The sequence below is a fragment of the Pseudoalteromonas sp. OF5H-5 genome (assembly GCF_021530695.1).
Taxonomy (GTDB): domain Bacteria; phylum Pseudomonadota; class Gammaproteobacteria; order Enterobacterales; family Alteromonadaceae; genus Pseudoalteromonas.
In genome coordinates this window covers 1-18,709 of the sequence record NZ_JAKGBF010000014.1, presented here as the reverse complement: position 1 = coordinate 18,709, position 18,709 = coordinate 1, and the positions used below count along the sequence as shown (strand labels likewise).

Genomic DNA, 18,709 nt, shown 5'->3' with positions numbered 1-18,709 from the left:
ATGTGAATTTTTGAAAATGGGTACACCATGGATAAGTTAGCAAATTTATACGCAGAGCACATTGCCACGTTGCAACAGCGTACAAGAACGATAGTAGAACGAGAAGGACTGGATGGACTTGTGATCCATTCGGGGCAAGCAAAGCGTCAATTCCTTGATGATATGTACTATCCGTTTAAAGTTAACCCGCAATTTAAAGCTTGGTTGCCTGTTATCGATAATCCGCATTGCTGGATTGTGGTTAATGGCAGTGACAAGCCGAAACTCATTTTTTATCGTCCGGTTGATTTTTGGCATAAAGTGCCTGACGAGCCGAGAGATTTTTGGGCAGAGTATTTTGATATTCAACTGCTGGTTAAGCCAGATCAGGTTGAACAGTTACTGCCATACGACAAAGCAAACTATGCCTATATCGGTGAATATTTAGAGGTTGCACAAGCGCTTGGCTTTACTCAAGTGAATCCAGAGCCGGTGATGAACTTCTTGCATTATCATCGTGCATATAAAACTCAGTATGAAATGGCATGTTTACGTGAAGCAAGCCGTCTTGGCGTGCTTGGCCACATGGCGGCGCGCGATGCCTTCTTTGCTGGTGGTTCCGAGTTTGAAATTCAACAAGCTTATCTTAATGCAACTCAGCATATGGAAAACGATACGCCATATGGCAATATTGTCGCCTTGAATGAAAATTGTGCGATTTTGCACTATACCCATTTTGAGCGTAAAGCACCGAGTAAGCACTTATCATTTTTGATTGATGCCGGTGCAAACTTTAACGGTTATGCGTCAGATATTACCCGTACTTATGATTTTGCTAAACAAGGTGAGTTTGCCGAGTTGGTGAAAGTCATGAACGATCACCAAATTGAATTGGGCAAAGCATTACAACCGGGCAAACTATACGGTGAGCTGCATATCGATTGTCATAATCGTGTGGCGCAAGTGTTGAGTGACTTTGGTATTGTTAAGCTTGGTGCTCAGGCCATCGTCGAGAAGGGGATTTCTTCCACTTTCTTCCCTCATGGTCTCGGTCACCATATTGGTCTACAGGTACATGATATGGGCGGATTCATGGCTGATGAAGCCGGCACGCACCAAGCACCGCCTGAAGGTCACCCGTTCTTGCGTTGTACTCGTAAGATAGAGGCTAATCAGGTGTTCACTATTGAGCCTGGGTTGTACTTCATCGATTCATTGTTGGAAGACTTGGCGCAAACAGAAAACAAACAGTATATCAATTGGGATAAGGTTGATGCACTGAAGCCTTACGGTGGTATCCGTATTGAAGATAACATCATTGTGCATGAAGATAGACTAGAAAATATGACGCGAGATTTCGGTCTCGAGTAAGCTGACTTCTAGCGCTAAAAGTAAGTATATTTGGGGGCCGATTGGCTCCCTTTTAGTTTGGAACATTATGTCTGAATATTTCATTCCGAGTGAATCAATTAGTCATCATGAGGAAATTAAGAAAAGCACGTTTATCGTACATTTGGCCCACACGCCAACCATCGAAGATGCTAAAGCGTTTATTAAGCAGATTAATGACGCGTATCCTGATGCACGGCACAATTGTTGGGCACACATCGCAGGGGCACCAGGTGGCAGCCATGTGTTAGGGTTTTCTGATGATGGTGAGCCTAACGGGACCGCTGGTAAGCCAATGCTCAATGTGCTAATGGGATCAGGGATTGGTGAAATAACCGCGGTGACGACGCGTTATTTTGGCGGTATAAAACTTGGCACCGGGGGGTTGGTTAGAGCTTATGGTGGCACGCTTAATAACGCACTAGCACAGCTAAGCACGACTAAAAAAGTACCGGCTTCTATTATTGTTGGCCACAGTGATTACCATCTTCAAGGTGTGATAGAGCAGCTATTACAAAGCCAGTTTACAGTGCTAAATTTAGATAAAGAATACACGGCTAATATTACCTGGCAAATAGCAGTAGATAGTCGTGAAACACAACAAATCATTGATGCTATTTATGAATTAACCAATGGTGTTGTATTATTTAAGCAACTCAAGGAGTAGGTTCTACTTCTTTACATTCACTAATTAACCTCTGGTTAAATAACAAAAAGCGCAGCGTACAAAATGCAATTTCGTACCATAATAAAAATACTCGGGCAGTTAGTCGCTCTATTTAGTATCACTATGGTGCCACCAGCCATTGTATCTTTGATATACAAAGATGGTGGTGGTGTACCTTTTGTTTTAGCTTTCATTTTTAGTGTGCTGATGGGTTTGTTTGCGTACTACCCAAACCGCAAGGAAAACGGCGATCTTAAAGCCAGAGAGGGCTTCTTAATCGTTGTTTTATTCTGGTTGGTACTGGGATCGTTTGCATCATTGCCGCTCATTTTCTTAGATAAACCGAATCTATCTTTAGCAGATGCCGTGTTTGAAGCTTTTTCTGGGCTGACAACTACTGGGGCTACGGTATTGACGGGTATAGAACATTTACCCAAAGCGGTATTATTCTATCGCCAGCAGTTGCAGTGGCTTGGTGGTATGGGGATCATCGTATTGGCCGTAGCCGTTCTTCCTATGCTTGGGGTTGGTGGCATGCAGTTATATCGTGCCGAAACACCAGGTCCAGTTAAAGACTCAAAGATGACACCGCGCATTGCCGATACCGCCAAGCACCTTTGGTATATCTATGTGTCTCTAACGGCAGCTTGTACGCTGGCTTACTGGATAGCAGGAATGAATTGGTTTGATGCTATCTGTCATGCGTTTGCTACGATAGCTATCGGTGGCTTCTCGACTTATGACGCTTCTATGGGCTACTTCGATAACCCGCTCATTAACGTTATTTGCGTTATCTTCTTGCTGATTGCTGCCATTAACTTCTCGCTACATTATGCTGCTGTGTCGAGCCGCAATATTAAAGCCTATTTGCGAGATCCTGAGTTTAAAGTCTTTCTATTTATCCAGTTAGCGTTGGTAGTGATTTGTTTTGCGGTATTATCGTCAAGCAATGTCTATGAAACGGGTGATGAAACCTTAGATCAAGCGATGTTTCAGGCTGTGTCAATTAGTACGACTGCAGGGTTTGCGACCGATAGCTTCTCAACGTGGCCGCTGTTTCTACCTATTCTCTTGATTTTCTCTAGCTTCATTGGTGGCTGTGCTGGTTCTACAGGTGGTGGGATGAAGGTTGTGCGTGTCTTCTTACTCTATTTACAGGGGATCCGCGAGCTTAATCGTTTAGTGCATCCACGCGCTATTTACTCGATAAAATTAGGCCGCAAGGCATTGCCTGATAAAGTGGTGGAAGCAGTGTGGGGGTTCTTCTCGGCTTATGCGCTGGTGTTTGTGATTATTATGATTGCATTACTGGGGACGGGACTCGATAATATTACTGCATTTTCAGCAACTGCGGCCTGTCTAAATAACTTGGGCCCAGGATTGGGAAGTGTTGCAGCGCACTACGGCGACATTAGCGATGCAGCAAAGTGGATCCTTACTCTTGCTATGGTCTTTGGCCGCTTAGAGATCTTCACGTTGTTAGTCTTATTTACTCCTACCTTCTGGCGTGGGTAACTGTGCTTAAGTTGTGGGCTCTTTTGCTAGGAGCCTACAACTGACAGTACCACTACCTTGTTTCTGCCCTTTGTGACAAGTTGTCATCTTCCTTTTGAACTTCGCAAAGAAAAAGTTAATAAAAATTTCAAAAACTCGGATTTTCGGGGTTTTCAAGTGTCAGTATTTTTACAACGATTTAACTTGGAGGCGACGATATTGCTTGCCACACGCTTTTCAGATAAAGGGTTTAAAGTGATTGAGGGATTTGCTGCTAGCCATGAGCAGGACTTGGGTATGCAGCTTATAGAACGAAGCGTAATACAGTTAAATAGCTTAATCGATGAGGTCGGTTACTTGCAACATAACCAGCCCACATTAGGTAGTGCTCAATCATATGACTTGTTTCATCAAATTGGCTGTGAGAGTGGTATACGGTTTGTTGTTCAAGTGATTTCAGAAAATGAGCTCTGGCAAAAGCGCCAAATACCAGCGATTGTCGATGACTTCGAGACGGAGGGAGCAGGCTGCTTATTCAAACATGATGTCTCGGGTATATTATTTGTTGCTAAGCGTAACAGCGAACCTATGATGTTGTTTATTGAGGATAACGAGCTTGGTATGCCACAAAGTTCGCTTGAGGTACAAAGTAAAATGATGACGTTAAGAGATGGTGCGATAATATTAAAAAGCCATTTTTTAGTCAAATAGATGGATCTTTGCTAGATATTGCTGATGGTCGGGGAGTTGTAATTAATCTGAATTCAGTTTTAAATGGCCTTCCGCTAAAACTGCTACAATAAAAAAGTAGTAGAGTGAACTCAGGAAGGGTTGGATCCATGTTAAAAACTCAAGAGGTTGGGCAAGAAACTTTGCTCACCGCAATCAGCGCTGGAAGTATTGTTGATTTAGAAATTTGTTTACCGGCAAATAGTAAAAGAATAAAAACAGAATATGTCGGTATGCTACAAGGGGCGTTTTTAATTCTTAACCATCCCAACCCTAAGCGATTAGGCGCGGCGCTGGACTTTGTTATGGAAGGGACTTCGGTTATCGTTCGGGCTTTGCTCGAAAATGGTGATGGCCAAGTCATTGCATTCAAATCGCAAATCAAAGCGGTTTCAGTCCATCCCGCGCGGCTTATTTTTCTCTATTTACCCGAAAAGGTACAAACATACAAACTCCGCTCGCAAAACCGGGTGCCAACCTTAATCCCCGCTAAGTTTCACTGTCATGGCAGCAAAGATGTTGGGGTAATAAAGGACATCTCACTTGCTGGTTTACAGCTCGACTTAACGTCAATTGATGCTGAACATATGGAAGAAGGTTTAAAGTGCGAAGTGTTTATCGAAGGTAAAGAAGGGAATCAGATCTCGCTAGAAGGGGATATTCGGCGTATAAAAAGTCATGAGCAAATCGTCTCTCTAGGCATTCACTTAACCTCAGAACCAGAAATAATCCGCAGCGTATTAAAAGACTATTTAATCGATTTATCTATTTTTCAAGACCAACAAGATACCTAGTGAGTACGGCGCTTTACACCATTTAAATGAGATAATTCACCCTTAAAATTGATTGGAGAATTAACTCAATTGGCATTAAACGAATAAAGCGCTTACCTGGAAGAGTTTTTCCACAACACCGATTTGCTTTTTATCGATTAGGAACATGATCACATGGTCGCCAGAGAGAATTATAGTATCGTCATGTGCGATCAGTACATCTTCATCACGGACAATGGCACCGATAGTCGCACCCGGCGGTAATTTGATATCGCGAATAGCACGACCGACAACCTTAGAGGTGTTTTCATCGCCATGTGCTACAGCTTCAATGGCCTCTGCAGCACCTTTACGCAATGAATAAACGTTAACGATATCTCCACGACGAACATGGGTGAGTAGCGCTGATATAGTCGCTTGCTGTGGTGAGATGGCAATATCAATGTCGCCACCTTGCACGAGGTCGACATAGGCACCACGTTGAATAAGCGCCATGGTCTTTTGTACGCCCATACGTTTTGCAAGCATCGCAGCCATAATATTGGCTTCGTCGTCATTCGTCACCGCGATGAACACGTCTACTTGCTCTATATGTTCTTCTGATAGCAGTTCTTGGTCTGAGGCATCGCCACAAAAAACTACTGTATTATCAAGCGTTTCAGATAGTTGTGTGGCACGAGCTTGATTGCGTTCAATAAGCTTGACGCTATGGTTCTTGTCTAATGAACTTGCCAATCCCGCACCTATGTTACCGCCACCGGCAATCATAATTTTCTTGTAAGAGCGTTCGAGCTTTTGTAGCTCGTTCATGACCGCACGAATATGCTTGGTTGCGGCGATAAAGAAGACTTCATCATCGGCTTCAATTACGGTGGTGCCGAGTGGCTTGATGGCTTTGCCTTGGCGATAAATAGCGGCAACGCGGGTGTCGACGTTTGGAATATGCTCTTTTAATGCAGAAAGTGCATAGCCAACGAGTAAACCGCCGTAATAAGCTTTAACCGCCACGAGTGACAGCATGCCCTCTGCAAATTGCAACACCTGCAAAGCGCCTGGGTAATCTATTAGCCTGCGGATATATTGCGTTACTAGCTGCTCCGGTGCGATGTAATGGTCGACCGGTAGGTCGTCATTGTGAAACAGCTTTTCTTTGTACTTTAAGTATTGCTCAGAGCGGATCCGCGCAATTTTGGTTGGCGTATTGAAAATACTATAGGCAACCTGGCACGCAACCATATTAACCTCATCCGAGCTGGTTACGGCGATTATCATGTCGGCGTCCTCAGCACCTGCTTGACGTAAGATCTCAGGGTGAGCACTGTGGCCAGTGACTCCCTGTAGATCGTATTTGTCTTGCAGCTCTCTTAAGCGCTCGCCATCGATGTCGACAACGGTAATTTCATTTTCTTCACCGACGAGGTTTTCTGCCAGTGTCCCGCCGACTTGGCCGGCGCCTAAGATGATGATTTTCATATTGGTTATGGTCGATTTTCTATTATTGTTTTGTCAACTTTGCGTAGTAAAACCCATCACTCAATCCGGGTAATAGCTGCAAGCCTGGTTGTGTTTGTGTGTCTGCATCGTGCAAAGGTACAAGCGTTGCATCAGGGGTCGCAGAAAGAAAGCGTGCGATCTGTTGCTGGTTCTCTTGTGGTAGTACCGAGCAGGTAGCATAAACTAGTGTGCCACCGGGCTTAAGCAATGGCCAGATTTTATCAATAATTTGTGCCTGTAACGTCACCAAGTTATCAATATCAGAAGCACGTCTTAGCCATTTGATGTCCGGGTGTCTTCTAATAACGCCAGTTGCAGAGCAAGGTACATCCAATAAGATGCGATCATATTGCTCGCCATCCCACCATGTTTCAGGGTCACTTGCATCGCCCTCAAGGCATTTGGCCGACAATCCGATCCGTTCAAGGTTTTGCTCCACACGTAGCAAGCGATCACCATCAGCGTCAATTGCAGTCACTTTGGCGTCAGCTAACTCCAAAATATGGCAAGTCTTACCGCCTGGAGCGGCACAAGCATCAAGAATATTTTCACCTGCTTGTGGCGCTAATAATCTCGCGGCTTTTTGGGCGGCTGCATCTTGTACTGAGCAAGCGCCAGCGGCAAATTGTGGTAGCGCATAAACGTCAATCGGACTATCAAGCAAGATCCCGTCTGGGTATTCGCTATGAAGCTGATAGGCTATCCCTTCTTGGTCTAGCAGAGCTGCGTAATCGGCAGTAGAGAATTGCGATTGGTTTACACGTAGCCACATAGGTGCTTGTTGTTGATTCGCTTCTAAAATAGCTTGCCATTGAGTTGGGTAAGCGGTTTTTAGTTGATTGATAAACCAGCCCGGGTGGTTGTATAAACAAGCAGGGATTTCGGCTGCACTGGTTTCTAGTTCGACCTGATGACGTTGGAAGCTGCGTAAAATTGCATTAACTAAGCCTTTCATGCCGGGCGCTCTTAGTGGCGCAAGTGCGTTTACCGTTTCGGCGACTGCAGCATGAGCTGGTACGCGCATATGTTGTAGTTGGTAAATACCCACATACAGCAAAAACTGGAAAACACGGCGCTTACCTTTAAGCGGTTGCTCAAGTAACTGCTGGCAATAGTGTTCAAGTGAAGGCAAATATCTTAAAACGCCGTAGCAAATTTGCTGTAGCAAGGCTTTGTCTTTACCGTCTAACTGGCTGGTGGCAAGTGGTAATTGAGCACTTAATGATGCGCCTTTATCGACGACTTGAAATAGGGTTTGGGCAGCGAGCGCGCGTACATTACTCACGCTTCACCAACCTTAGTACCAATTGCTACCCAGTCGGCTCGACCATTCAAAAAGTCTTGTGCAGACATAGGCTTTTTACCTTGTGGTTGTAAGGTGTGAATTTCCAATGCCTGTGTGCCACAGGCAATTACGATACCGTGCTTGTCTACACGTAGCACATGGCCTGCATCACCTTGCTCGTCAACTACCTTCGCCTGCCAAATCTTGACGCTGTTACCCGCCATATTGGTAAAGCAAACCGGCCATGGATTAAACGCGCGGATGTTACGTTCAATTTGCGCAGCTTCCATCTGCCAATCAATGTCGGCTTCTTCTTTACTTAGTTTCTTAGCATAATTCGCTAGCGTATCGTCTTGCTTTTCTGGCGTGATCTCGCCCGCAGATAAGCGCGTGAGCGTATCGATCAGTGCATCAGGCCCAAGTTCAGCAAGCTTGCTGTAGAGATCTGCACTGGTATCAGTCGCTGTAATAGGGCAGCGGGCGATGTGCAACATATCACCGGTATCTAGGCCCTCGTCCATTTGCATGATGGTCACGCCAGTTTCATTGTCGCCAGCCCAAATAGCACGCTGAATAGGCGCTGCGCCTCGCCATCGTGGTAAAATTGAGCCATGAACATTCAGGCAGCCAAGTCGAGGAGTATCTAAAATGGCTTTTGGTAATAATACTCCGTAGGCGACAACAATCATGACATCGGCATCAAGTGCAGCTAGTTCTGCCTGTGCTTCCGATGTTTTTAATGATTGCGGTTGTAGCACTGACAGGTTGTGTTCTTGTGCTAACACTTTTACTTCACATGCTTTGAGCTTTTTCCCGCGTCCTGCTGGGCGGTCGGGTGGGCAGTACACTGCCACGACGTCATGTTGTGATTGTATAAGAGCGTCAAGGTGGCGCGCTGCAAAATCAGGCGTGCCTGCGAAAACGATACGCAAAGGATTACTCACGAAATACCCTAAAATCAGTTGGTTGGAGATTGGTTAAGCTTGCTTTGCAGCGAACTTAGCTTCTTTTTCAAGCTTCTTACGAATACGGTCACGTTTAAGTGGTGATAGGTAATCGATAAATAGCTTACCAACTAAGTGGTCTAATTCGTGTTGAATACAAACGGCAAGCAAACCATCAGCGTCCAGCTCATATGTTTCACCACGTTCGTTCGTTGCCTTTACCGTGACCGTTTCAGCGCGATCTACTTTTGCGTATGAATATGGTACTGACAAGCAGCCTTCTTCGCTCACTGTAGTACCATCGCGTTTGGTTATTTCTGGGTTGATTAATACGCGTGGCTCATCGCGCTCTTCAGAAACGTCAATAACGACGATACGCTGATGAATATCAACTTGCGTAGCCGCAAGGCCGATACCATTTTCATCATACATTGTTTCCAGCATGTCTTTAACTATTTGACGTACTTCGTCATTAACCTCTGCTACAGGCTGTGCAACAGTGCGTAAACGCTCGTCTGGAAACTTTAAAACTTCTAATATAGCCATGATTACCCTAAATCAATTTATCGTGTAAGCTAGTGTATGGTCTTATTTTAGCCATTCAAGTTCCCCTTTAACAGGTTTTGGTGGATAATAACCAAAAATAACCACAAGGAAGCCATCATGAAATATCCGATTGCTGCATTAATACTCGCTAGCTGCTCTGTTTTCTCTGTGAAAGCGGACACTTTGGCTGTAAAAGCAGATGCACCACAGCGTTATGTGGTGAAAAAAGGCGATACCTTGTGGGATATTTCAAAAATGTACCTACGTTCTCCATGGAAGTGGAAGCAATTGTGGCAGTGGAATCCTAGTATTCAAAACCCAGATCTGATTTATCCAGGAGACAGTCTTAAGCTACTTTACGATGAAAATGGCAATCCGATACTGGTGTTAGACAAAGGTGTGAAGAAGCTGTCACCGCATACACGTATTGTTAACCAAAAAGTGGCTGCTATTCCTACCTTGCCACTACCCATCATGGAACCGTTTTTGCGTTTCGAGCAAGCACTTTCTGAGTCGGAGTTTTCTGATAGCCCAATTGTACTGGGAGCTAATCGAAATATTAAAAATGCGACTCCGGGTCATCTTTTGTATGTTAAAGCTGATTTAGTAAAAGGTGGGCACTATGCCATCTATCGTCGTGGTGAAATCTATCGTGCAATAGACAGCCAACAATTGCTTGGCTTGGAAGCTGTGTTAGTTGGTTCTGGCCACGTGGTTGAGCAAGGTGACCTAGCTGCGGGGCGTCCGGCAAAGCTACAGTTAGAGGTTGCCAAACAAGAGGTTAGAGCTGGGGATATTGTACTACCCATATCTACCGGACAAAGCTTTCCGGCACAGTTTTCTATGTCTCGTCCTGAGGAGCAAACTTTGGGCCGTATTATTGCGAGCGATAATAAGCTCAGAGAGTTTAGTACCATGAGTGTTGTGGTACTAGATGTGGGCAGTAAAGCACAGCTAAAAGAGGGACATGTCCTTGATATTATAAGGCAATCACCTACAGTTATAGAAAGTCAACACGGTCCGCGCTATATTGAAGATGCATCACGACTTGACAAACTGATCACCGAAATGGGATCTTGGTTTGGTGAGGAAAACGATGACGATAGCGTGGTATGGCATATGCCAAAGGAAAAAGTCGGTGAGCTGATGGTCTTTAAAGTGTATGAAGACTTAAGCTACGCTATGGTTGTTGAAACTTCGGAGCCGATCCGCGTTGGTGATCATGTACAAGCATTCAAGGAAACTGCCAGTAACTAGGTGGTAGAATTTCTCCTTGAGTGAGTCAGTAAACTCAAGGAGAGAGTATGAAACAAGCTAAACTAGCTCAAGCTTTGGCATTAACCCTTTGCCAAGGGCTGGGTATCAAAACCATCACTGCATTACTTAATCACGTCTCCCTTGCGCAATTATTCACATTAAGCCAAGTTGAGCTTTGTCAGCTTGGGCTACAAGAAAATGTTGCAGCCAATTTAGCGAGCACAGATTGGTCTCGTATCGAGCACATATTGGCTTATTGTCAATGTCAGCAAATTCATGTTGTATCTTTGTTTTCTCCTGAGTACCCCGAGCAACTAAAAGAGATCTGTAACCCTCCCTTAGTGCTCTTTTGCAGAGGGAATATTGCGTTATTAAAACAACCACAAATTGCGGTTGTCGGTAGTCGTAGTTCAACGAGAACTGGGCTTGGGCTTGCGCATGAATTTGCACAGGGCTTAAGTCGCTCGGGGTTGGTGGTGACGTCGGGTATGGCGAGAGGGATTGATGGCGCAGCGCACCAAGGTGCACTTGATGTTCAAGGAGGAACCATTGCTGTGCTAGGGACAGGCGTTGATGTTGTTTACCCCAAACGCCATCAACGGCTTTATGAAGACATCGTACAGCATGGCTTGGTAGTAAGTGAGTTCTTACCAAACACTCAAGCAAATAGTAATCACTTTCCGCGGCGTAATCGCATAATCTCGGGTTTGTCTTTGGGTGTTTTGTTGGTTGAAGCCGAAGTAAAAAGTGGCTCGCTAATTACCGTACGCTATGCACTGGAGCAAAACAAAGAAGTGTTTGCGATCCCTGGCTCAATTAAAAATCGATTAAGTAGCGGTTGTCATTACTTGATTAAGCAAGGCGCAAAACTCACCGAAAATATTGAGGATATTTTGGAAGAAGTGAGCTTTTTTTGTGAAAACAGTCTATATAGTATAGAAATAGGGGAGCAAAAAGAGGAGCAATGTCCCGTATTAGAAAACCTTGGCTTTGAGGTGACGTCAGTCGACACTTTAACGCAAAGGACCCAGTGGCCAGTAGAGCAGGTGATTGCCAGACTATTGGACCTAGAACTCGAAGATAAAGTAGAGCGTGTACTCGACGGCTACATAAAACTCGCGAGGGGTTAAGAAGATGTTTGATATTTTAATGTATTTATTTGAGAACTATATTCACAGTGAGGCAGAAATCTTTGTCGAACAAAATGAACTCACCGATGAACTCCTTCGCGCCGGCTTTAATCAAGGCGAAATATACAAAGCGCTTGATTGGCTTGAGCAACTTGCAGATTTACAACACAGTGACGAAAACCCCTATTTAAATGCTAAACCGGACCATGCAACGCGGATCTACACCGACAGCGAATGCAATATGCTAGACGTTGAAAGCCGTGGTTTTTTAATGTTTGTGGAACAAGTCGGAGTGATTGACAGTACCACCAGAGAAATGGTGATGGATCGCTTATTCGCGTTGGATAAAACCTATATCAGCCTAGATGATTTAAAGTGGGTGATACTAATGGTGCTATTTAATGTGCCGGGTAAAGAACATGCTTATGCGCAGATGGAAGATCTGATTTTTACCGAGCCTGCATCTGTAGTTCATTAACTCTGCTCTAGCATGACAAGTTTCCTTCGGTAAGTTGAGGTCTTGACCTCAGCTTACCGCCTTTCAAATAATGGTTACTACTTAGTTGAAAACGCTGATATCAAATACTTGCAAGGGGGAATTTCCATCATTTCCTTGACCCTAAAAACGAGGCGATTATATTAGGCGCATATTTGCACAAGGGGGCGGTGGTAAAGCGATGAGTAAAATAGACCATGCATTATTTAATGCAGACAAACATGCATTAGAAAAAGAGTATGAAGTATGTCCAGAATGTGGCTCTGAGCTGGTAATCAAAAACAGTAAAAATGGTCCATTTATTGGCTGCGCTAGCTACCCGACTTGTGATTATATTCGCCCGCTCGCACATCATGATAGCCATGTAATTAAAGTACTAGAAGATGTGGCTTGTCCTGAATGTGGCAAAGATCTAGTGATAAAAAATGGCCGCTACGGCATGTTTATTGGCTGTACTGGGTATCCTGATTGCCACTATATTGGTCATGAAGATGCGCCACCCACAGCGGCGTTGCCTGCGTGTCCAAAATGCCAAAAAGGCAACCTAATTCAGCGTAAAAATAAGTTTGGTAAACACTTTTATAGCTGTGACACTTACCCAAGTTGTAAGTATACCTTGAACGCCAAGCCTGTAGAGCAGGCTTGTTCTGAGTGTCATTGGCCCGTGCTGGTGGAGAAAACCCGAGCGGGTAAAGCTGTGCTACAATGCCCGCAGAAATCATGTCAAAAGATAGTGGAAATACCGTGAGTAATGACAATAAAGCGGATGCTGCGACAATAACAACGCCCGAGTCGGCACTTCAAGCTGGCAAAGTGATCTGTTATCCAACGGAAGCCATTTATGGTTTAGGTTGTGATCCTGATAACCAAGATGCGGTCACTAAGTTACTAACAATCAAATCTCGACCCATAGAAAAAGGGTTAATCTTAATTGCCGACAATTATGGTCAATGTTTGCCCTACGTGGATGACAATAAAATCCCGATGGATAAGCGCGCTGATATTTTTTCGTCATGGCCAGGCGCCATTACTTGGTTATTGCCAGCGAAAGCCAGTACACCGCATTGGTTAACAGGGGGACACGACACTATCGCTATTCGTGTTACTAGCCATCCCATTGTAAAGCAGTTGTGTCAACGTTTTGGTAAGCCGATTGTATCTACCAGTGCCAATGTAACGGGTCAAACTCCAGTTGTTTCGTTGTCGGAAGCACGTAGCCAGTTTGGCTCGCAAGTTGGCTATTATGTTGAAGGGGAGTTAGGTGGCAATACGACCCCAAGCGTCATTAAAAATGCAGTGACTGGCCAAGTGATCCGAGGATAAAAAGTACCATGAGTAAAATAAACCTAGAGACCGTAAAAGCCTTTTTATTACAACTACAAGATAATATCTGCCAAGGCTTAGAGGCTGCCGATGGTAACGCTCAGTTTGTTGAAGATGCCTGGGAGCGTGCTGAAGGTGGCGGCGGTCGCACTCGCGTGATCCGTAATGGCGATGTTATTGAGCAAGGCGGGGTAAACTATTCACATGTTTTTGGCGCTTCCATGCCAGCCTCTGCGACGGCACACCGTCCAGAGTTAGCAGGCAGAAGCTTCCATGCCTGTGGGGTATCTTTAGTGATCCACCCGAAGAATCCCAATATTCCAACTAGCCACGCCAATGTGCGTTTTTTTATTGCTGAGAAAGAAGGTGAAGAGCCGATTTGGTGGTTTGGTGGCGGTTTTGATTTAACCCCATTTTATCCAGTTCTTGATGATGTGAAGCACTGGCACCAAGTAGCAAAGGATTTGTGCGCACCATTTGGTGACGCGGTATACGGTGACTACAAAAAGTGGTGTGATGAATATTTCTATTTAAAACATCGAGATGAGACTCGAGGTGTGGGTGGTTTATTCTTTGATGACTTAAACCAATGGGGCTTTGAAAAGAGCTTTGCATTTATGCAAGCTGTTGGTAATGGCTTCCTTGATGCTTATCTGCCTATTATTGAAAAACGCAAAGATACACCGTATAGCGAACAAGAGCGTCAATTCCAGCTATATCGCCGAGGCCGTTACGTTGAATTTAATCTGGTATGGGATAGAGGCACATTGTTTGGTCTACAAACAGGTGGACGTACCGAGTCTATTTTAATGTCGATGCCACCATTGGCACGTTGGGAGTATGACTTCCAGCCAGAGCCAGGATCGAAAGAAGCTGAGCTTTATAATTATCTTACACCAAAGAATTGGTTGGTGATGTAATAGAGTAAAAAAGGAGCCGAAGCTCCTTTTTTACTTTTAGCGGTTCACTTAGTTTAATTTAAATCCGCGCACTTGCTCATCCAAATCGCGCGCAAGGGTGAGCAACTCTTCACTGATCTGTTTAGAGCCATGGGCATCAACTAGCGAGCGCTCAGCATTATCGCTAATCGCCACTACGCTACGATTGATTTCTTCAGCGGCCAAGTTTTGCTGCTCAGTGGCATCGGCAATTTGCAGGTTTAAGGCATTAATTTCGTGCATCTGTGTCGAGATGTCTTTAAGCGCTTGTGCCACTTTCTTGACCTGATGTGCGCGGTCATCTGCTTCTTCGCAAGAAGCACTCATTGCTGCCACGGTTTGCTGTGCCTCGGACTGTAGCTTATCGATAGTACGTTTGATTTCATCGGTTGAGTCATGTGTTCGTGTCGCAAGTGTTCTGACTTCGTCCGCAACAACCGCAAACCCTCTTCCTGCTTCCCCGGCTCGTGCGGCCTCTATTGCTGCATTGAGCGCTAAGAGGTTGGTTTGCTCCGCGATACTACTGATCACTTCGAGTACTTTACCCACTTCTAGTGTTTGTGCTTGAAGCTGAGAAACTTGTTCTGCAGCTTGCCTTACATCTTGTGCTAATTGGTTGATACTTTGCTCAGTATGATTAGCAACAGCCATACTTTCCTCTGCGAGGTGATTGCTGCTATCCGACTTTTCTGATGCAAAGTGGGTGGTATTTTTTACTTCACTTGAAGAGCTTTCAAGCTCGTTAATTGCGGCTGCAACAGAGTCCGTCCCTTGTTTTTGCTCTTGAATGGCCAGCTCGGTAGTTTCCGCTGAAGCATATATAGATTCTGCTGAGTGAATAAGTATTTTTGAAGAGTTGGATAATTGCGCAATATTGTCTTTAAAGCTATCCATCATTTTATTGAAGTTAATCGCCAAGCGTCCAAGCTCGTCATCGACTTGGTCGTTTATTCGTAATGATAAGTCTTTGTTCGTCGTTGCGAGGCGCATGGTCCGGCCTAGCGTTTTTAGTCGTACTATGAAGAGCTTCCTGAAAAGTACGCCTAAAATTACAAAGGTGGTAATAAAGATAGCTGAGAGAAGCGCAGTGCTAAACCACGTATTAGTGTGTACCGTATTATCAATATCATCCAAAGAGTAACTGATCCGTACAACGCCGAGCACATCGCCTTCCTTTGCCTGATGACAACCCAAGCAATTTGTTCCTTTATAGCTTTCTTTGGCCACCATCGGCTTTAAATAAGTCATGATGCGACTACCGTCGCGCTGTTCAATAACTAAGGTTTCTTTCCCGTTCAATGCATCAAACTCAGCCTCAGAGTTAGGTGCTTGATTTACATTACCTGGACCGTAAAGCTTATTAACTTGCTCGGAGCGGATAATATGCGCATCTTCGATATTTGGATGATTGCGAATTTTATCACTCAGAATTTCACGGTTTGCCATGGTGCCAGTCAGCATCATAGTATTGATAGAATCAAAGTAATTATCTGCCAGTAGCTTAATATTACTTTCGACGGTTTCTTCAGCGAGCGTCTTTTGTTGACTGCTGCTACTAAGGATACTGGCAATCAAGACGAGCACGCCCGTCACTGCCAGTAACGCATAAATTTTATGTTGAATAGATTTCACACGCATCGCACCTGTACACAATTAGAACAGTGATTATGCATCTCTACTCAAGAACGGGATTTGACCTAGCGCAAAATAGCCGTGTAATTTTAATTAACTAATACTTTAGTTTTGTTCTTGATTAATCATATGTGTCGCAAGCTGAGCGAGGGACTGCCTTAATCCTTCTCTTAATAATGGGTTTCCTACCTCTAAGTCTAATGCTTTATTCATGCAGTGCATCCACTGATCCCGTAAATCTTGGTCGATAGGGAAAGGCATGTGGCGCATTCTTAGGCGTGGGTGACCATATTTCTCTGCAAATAAATCGGGCCCGCCTAACCAACCAGAAAGAAATTCAAAAAATACCTGTCTGATCCTATCTAATGGTTGTGGATGCATATCGTAAAGCGGCTTTGCATAGGGGTCGGTTGCCATAATATCGTAAAAACGGTTAGCAAGATCGCGGGCGCCTTGTTCTCCACCAATGATTTCATAAGGTGTTTTTTCTGGAGTGGGGGCACTATTTGTTTGTTCTACGGTTGCATCTTTATTAAAGATACGTTTAATTAACTGCTTCATAATGACTCTTTCAAGGCGCTCTTATAACGATGGACAAATACGCGGTATTCGGTAATCCGATAAAGCATTCTAAATCGCCGGCAATCCATGCGCAATTCGCACAGCAATGCCAGCAGCAATTAGAATACGAGGCTATTTTGGCACCAGAAGATGCCTTTATTCAAACTGCATCGACATTTTTTGCCCAAGGTGGTTGTGGTGCGAATGTGACTTTACCTTTTAAAGAGCAGGCATTTGCCTTTGCAGATACCCTCACCGAACGAGCTAAGCTCGCTGGTGCCGTCAATACCCTAATCAAACAGCAAGATGGCAGTATTACAGGCGATAATACTGATGGTGCAGGTCTGGTACGAGATCTCATGAAACACCAAACTAAACTTGAGGGAGCTAACGTACTATTGATTGGTGCAGGTGGCGCCGCCAAAGGCTGTATCTATCCGCTCCTCCAGGCCGGAGCAAAACGGATCGTCGTGACCAATCGTACGGAGTCAAAGGCATTGCAACTAGCAGAGCAATTTTCCTCGTATGGAGAGGTTACAGGGTGTGGCTTAAACAATACCCCCGACATTGGTTTCGATATTGTGATTAACTCCACCTCATCGAGCATCACAGGGCAAGTGCCAGATGTTAGCCCTACTGTTATTACATCCTGCGTAGTTGCCTACGATATGTTCTACAGCGACCAGCAAACAAGTTTCTTAGACTGGGTGGCGCAACATAATCAACAAACGCAATTGATTGATGGCATAGGTATGTTAGTTGAGCAGGCCGCAGAAGCGTTTTACCAATGGCGAGGGGTGAGACCTGATACGTCCGAAATATTTAGGCTTATTAGAGGGTAAATATGAACCAAGCAATACTGTTTAATGATGACATCAGTTATCAACAGGGAGAATTGACGTTTACGGCGATGGCCAATGGTCAGCTGATCCGCTGTAAAATTGCAACCAAGCTTGAGCAGGAAGCTGCAATAGCACACTTTGCTCAGCACCAATTCGATTATGAAATGCAGGCTGAGCAATTAATAGAGGATGAAGCGTTTAATGAGGCGGGAGAGATAAGTTTAGCTTTCCTCTAAATATTCATCTTTGAGTTCCACGTAATTTTGGGCGGACACTTTTAAAAATTGTAACTCTTGTTCGGTGAGGGGTCTGGCTTGTTTTACCGGACTACCGACATATAAAAAACCGGACTCAAGATTTTTATTAGGCGGGACAAGTGCACCACCACCAATAATAACGTCATCTCCTACGGTGACGTTGTCCATAATAATTGCACCCATACCTACGAGAATACGATTACCAAGTTTGCAACCATGCAACATGACTTTATGACCAACAGTCACATCATCACCAATAATAAGCGGGTAACCGTCAGGTACTGAAGTGCTCTTTCTTGTTAAATGCAGTACGCTGCCGTCTTGAACATTAGTTCGCTTCCCTATCTTGATGTAGTTCACATCGCCTCTGGCTGCAACCAATGGCCAAACGCTGCTGTCTTCGCCAATTTCTATATCACCGACCAAAACGGATGATTCATCAATATAAACGCCTTGTGCCAAGCGCGGGGATTTACCTTTATAACTTCTAAGCATGTCTAGATTACTCATCTCTCGTGTCTTGTGTCACTAGTGTAGAGTGTTGAATTGTAAAACTCTAGTACGAAAAAACTGCAAAAAGATAAGTAAAAGTGTCAAAAATAAGCGCTTCGCTTCATTTTTGCTCGAAAAAACGTTTTTTCGCAATTTTCTTTAAAAAAAGGGTTGCACTAAAATCGGATCGCCCTATAATGCGACCCCACTGACACGGGGCGCTACGCTGAAAAGCAAAGCAGCAACGAGTTAGCGTCAAATAAAACTTAAGTTCGAAACTTCTTCTCAAGAAATTCAAAATTAAGTGTTGACAAAAAATTGGGAATGCTTAGAATGCACACCCCTCGAAGCAACGAAATGTTTCGAAATGTTCTTTAAAAATATGAAGCAATCATCTGTGTGGGCACTCGTACAGATTGAGTTCTAACAGCAGATTCTAGTTCGCTAGATGACGCAAACAAATTTAGAGTCTCAATTGTAA

At 44.3% G+C, this 18,709-nt stretch carries 20 protein-coding genes; 13 read left to right on the top strand and 7 right to left on the bottom strand.

Annotated features, from left to right (window positions below; genetic code table 11):
* The first annotated feature begins 27 nt into the window (after positions 1-27).
* The 5 genes from pepQ (at position 28) to L1271_RS18445 (ending at position 5,052) form a co-directional block, all read left to right on the top strand.
* The gene (gene pepQ / locus L1271_RS18465; protein ID WP_010604170.1) at positions 28-1,350 is read left to right on the top strand and encodes a Xaa-Pro dipeptidase; all 1,323 of its coding nucleotides are present in this window, start codon (positions 28-30) and stop codon (positions 1,348-1,350) included.
* A gap of 67 nt (positions 1,351-1,417) precedes the next feature.
* Positions 1,418-2,035 carry a YigZ family protein gene (locus L1271_RS18460; protein WP_095729699.1) on the top strand — a complete coding sequence of 206 codons (618 nt, stop codon included), beginning with the start codon at positions 1,418-1,420 and terminating at the stop codon, positions 2,033-2,035.
* 63 nt (positions 2,036-2,098) lie between these two features.
* Positions 2,099-3,550, top strand: coding sequence for a TrkH family potassium uptake protein (locus tag L1271_RS18455; protein ID WP_010604172.1), 1,452 nt, complete (start codon positions 2,099-2,101; stop codon positions 3,548-3,550).
* A gap of 156 nt (positions 3,551-3,706) precedes the next feature.
* Positions 3,707-4,240 (top strand): hypothetical protein, encoded by a 534-nt coding sequence (locus tag L1271_RS18450; RefSeq protein ID WP_233525194.1) that lies wholly within the window; start codon positions 3,707-3,709, stop codon positions 4,238-4,240.
* Between the two features lie 128 nt (positions 4,241-4,368).
* Positions 4,369-5,052, top strand: coding sequence for a flagellar brake domain-containing protein (locus L1271_RS18445; RefSeq protein ID WP_010604174.1), 684 nt, complete (start codon positions 4,369-4,371; stop codon positions 5,050-5,052).
* A gap of 75 nt (positions 5,053-5,127) precedes the next feature.
* On the opposite strand, the gene trkA is transcribed toward L1271_RS18445, so the two are convergent.
* The 4 genes from trkA to def are packed head-to-tail and all read right to left on the bottom strand — an operon-like array spanning position 5,128 to position 9,300.
* Positions 5,128-6,504 (bottom strand): Trk system potassium transporter TrkA, encoded by a 1,377-nt coding sequence (gene trkA, locus L1271_RS18440; protein WP_010604175.1) that lies wholly within the window; start codon positions 6,502-6,504, stop codon positions 5,128-5,130.
* Between the two features lie 22 nt (positions 6,505-6,526).
* Entirely contained in the window at positions 6,527-7,810 is a 1,284-nt protein-coding gene (rsmB, locus tag L1271_RS18435) for a 16S rRNA (cytosine(967)-C(5))-methyltransferase RsmB (protein WP_235368489.1), read from the bottom strand.
* On the bottom strand, positions 7,807-8,754 hold the full coding sequence (gene fmt, locus L1271_RS18430) for a methionyl-tRNA formyltransferase (RefSeq protein ID WP_235368488.1): 948 nt from the start codon (positions 8,752-8,754) through the stop codon (positions 7,807-7,809). The genes rsmB and fmt overlap by 4 nt, the downstream gene beginning before the upstream one ends.
* Positions 8,755-8,787: 33 nt before the next feature.
* Complete coding sequence (gene def / locus L1271_RS18425; RefSeq protein WP_102055799.1) at positions 8,788-9,300, bottom strand: peptide deformylase; 513 nt, start codon at positions 9,298-9,300, stop codon at positions 8,788-8,790.
* A gap of 117 nt (positions 9,301-9,417) precedes the next feature.
* Between def and L1271_RS18420 the strand changes: the two genes are divergently transcribed.
* The 6 genes from L1271_RS18420 to hemF all read left to right on the top strand — a co-directional run bounded on the left by L1271_RS18420 (position 9,418) and on the right by hemF (position 14,426).
* Positions 9,418-10,557: a LysM peptidoglycan-binding domain-containing protein gene (locus L1271_RS18420; protein ID WP_010604179.1), complete on the top strand. Its 1,140-nt coding sequence runs from the start codon at positions 9,418-9,420 to the stop codon at positions 10,555-10,557.
* Positions 10,558-10,604: 47 nt separating this feature from the next.
* Positions 10,605-11,687: a DNA-processing protein DprA gene (gene dprA / locus L1271_RS18415; protein WP_235368487.1), complete on the top strand. Its 1,083-nt coding sequence runs from the start codon at positions 10,605-10,607 to the stop codon at positions 11,685-11,687.
* Positions 11,688-11,691: 4 nt separating this feature from the next.
* On the top strand, positions 11,692-12,165 hold the full coding sequence (locus L1271_RS18410; protein ID WP_010376797.1) for a DUF494 family protein: 474 nt from the start codon (positions 11,692-11,694) through the stop codon (positions 12,163-12,165).
* A gap of 199 nt (positions 12,166-12,364) precedes the next feature.
* A complete protein-coding gene (locus tag L1271_RS18405) occupies positions 12,365-12,931 on the top strand; it encodes a DNA topoisomerase family protein (protein ID WP_235368486.1) in 567 nt (188 codons plus the stop codon).
* The gene (locus tag L1271_RS18400) at positions 12,928-13,506 is read left to right on the top strand and encodes an L-threonylcarbamoyladenylate synthase (RefSeq protein WP_235368561.1); all 579 of its coding nucleotides are present in this window, start codon (positions 12,928-12,930) and stop codon (positions 13,504-13,506) included. The genes L1271_RS18405 and L1271_RS18400 overlap by 4 nt, the downstream gene beginning before the upstream one ends.
* Before the next feature lie 8 nt (positions 13,507-13,514).
* Positions 13,515-14,426 (top strand): oxygen-dependent coproporphyrinogen oxidase, encoded by a 912-nt coding sequence (gene hemF / locus L1271_RS18395; protein WP_235368485.1) that lies wholly within the window; start codon positions 13,515-13,517, stop codon positions 14,424-14,426.
* 48 nt (positions 14,427-14,474) lie between these two features.
* Here the strand turns inward: hemF and L1271_RS18390 are convergent, their stop codons facing one another.
* On the bottom strand, positions 14,475-16,082 hold the full coding sequence (locus L1271_RS18390) for a methyl-accepting chemotaxis protein (protein ID WP_235368484.1): 1,608 nt from the start codon (positions 16,080-16,082) through the stop codon (positions 14,475-14,477).
* Positions 16,083-16,181: 99 nt separating this feature from the next.
* Entirely contained in the window at positions 16,182-16,637 is a 456-nt protein-coding gene (locus L1271_RS18385; protein ID WP_235368483.1) for a group II truncated hemoglobin, read from the bottom strand.
* 29 nt (positions 16,638-16,666) lie between these two features.
* On the opposite strand from L1271_RS18385, the gene aroE reads away from it, so the two are divergent.
* Together aroE and L1271_RS18375 are read left to right on the top strand one after the other, a co-directional pair.
* Positions 16,667-17,479: a shikimate dehydrogenase gene (aroE, locus tag L1271_RS18380; protein ID WP_174170116.1), complete on the top strand. Its 813-nt coding sequence runs from the start codon at positions 16,667-16,669 to the stop codon at positions 17,477-17,479.
* A gap of 2 nt (positions 17,480-17,481) precedes the next feature.
* On the top strand, positions 17,482-17,715 hold the full coding sequence (locus L1271_RS18375) for a DUF1488 family protein (RefSeq protein ID WP_102055806.1): 234 nt from the start codon (positions 17,482-17,484) through the stop codon (positions 17,713-17,715).
* Here L1271_RS18375 and L1271_RS18370 read toward each other — a convergent pair.
* Positions 17,701-18,246, bottom strand: coding sequence for a gamma carbonic anhydrase family protein (locus tag L1271_RS18370; RefSeq protein ID WP_235368482.1), 546 nt, complete (start codon positions 18,244-18,246; stop codon positions 17,701-17,703). The two genes, L1271_RS18375 and L1271_RS18370, sit on opposite strands and share 15 nt — an antisense overlap.
* Positions 18,247-18,709 lie beyond the last annotated feature (463 nt).

What these genes read in the sequence shown, in the direction of transcription:
- pepQ (WP_010604170.1), top strand. Translation starts at nt 28, where the DNA reads ATGGATAAGTTAGCAAATTTATACGCAGAGCACATTGCCACGTTGCAA.
- L1271_RS18460 (WP_095729699.1), top strand. Translation starts at nt 1,418, where the DNA reads ATGTCTGAATATTTCATTCCGAGTGAATCAATTAGTCATCATGAGGAA.
- L1271_RS18455 (WP_010604172.1), top strand. Translation starts at nt 2,099, where the DNA reads ATGCAATTTCGTACCATAATAAAAATACTCGGGCAGTTAGTCGCTCTA.
- L1271_RS18445 (WP_010604174.1), top strand. Translation starts at nt 4,369, where the DNA reads ATGTTAAAAACTCAAGAGGTTGGGCAAGAAACTTTGCTCACCGCAATC.
- trkA (WP_010604175.1), bottom strand. Translation starts at nt 6,504, where the DNA reads ATGAAAATCATCATCTTAGGCGCCGGCCAAGTCGGCGGGACACTGGCA.
- def (WP_102055799.1), bottom strand. Translation starts at nt 9,300, where the DNA reads ATGGCTATATTAGAAGTTTTAAAGTTTCCAGACGAGCGTTTACGCACT.
- L1271_RS18420 (WP_010604179.1), top strand. Translation starts at nt 9,418, where the DNA reads ATGAAATATCCGATTGCTGCATTAATACTCGCTAGCTGCTCTGTTTTC.
- dprA (WP_235368487.1), top strand. Translation starts at nt 10,605, where the DNA reads ATGAAACAAGCTAAACTAGCTCAAGCTTTGGCATTAACCCTTTGCCAA.
- L1271_RS18410 (WP_010376797.1), top strand. Translation starts at nt 11,692, where the DNA reads ATGTTTGATATTTTAATGTATTTATTTGAGAACTATATTCACAGTGAG.
- L1271_RS18405 (WP_235368486.1), top strand. Translation starts at nt 12,365, where the DNA reads ATGAGTAAAATAGACCATGCATTATTTAATGCAGACAAACATGCATTA.
- hemF (WP_235368485.1), top strand. Translation starts at nt 13,515, where the DNA reads ATGAGTAAAATAAACCTAGAGACCGTAAAAGCCTTTTTATTACAACTA.
- L1271_RS18390 (WP_235368484.1), bottom strand. Translation starts at nt 16,082, where the DNA reads ATGCGTGTGAAATCTATTCAACATAAAATTTATGCGTTACTGGCAGTG.
- L1271_RS18385 (WP_235368483.1), bottom strand. Translation starts at nt 16,637, where the DNA reads ATGAAGCAGTTAATTAAACGTATCTTTAATAAAGATGCAACCGTAGAA.
- aroE (WP_174170116.1), top strand. Translation starts at nt 16,667, where the DNA reads ATGGACAAATACGCGGTATTCGGTAATCCGATAAAGCATTCTAAATCG.
- L1271_RS18375 (WP_102055806.1), top strand. Translation starts at nt 17,482, where the DNA reads ATGAACCAAGCAATACTGTTTAATGATGACATCAGTTATCAACAGGGA.
- L1271_RS18370 (WP_235368482.1), bottom strand. Translation starts at nt 18,246, where the DNA reads ATGAGTAATCTAGACATGCTTAGAAGTTATAAAGGTAAATCCCCGCGC.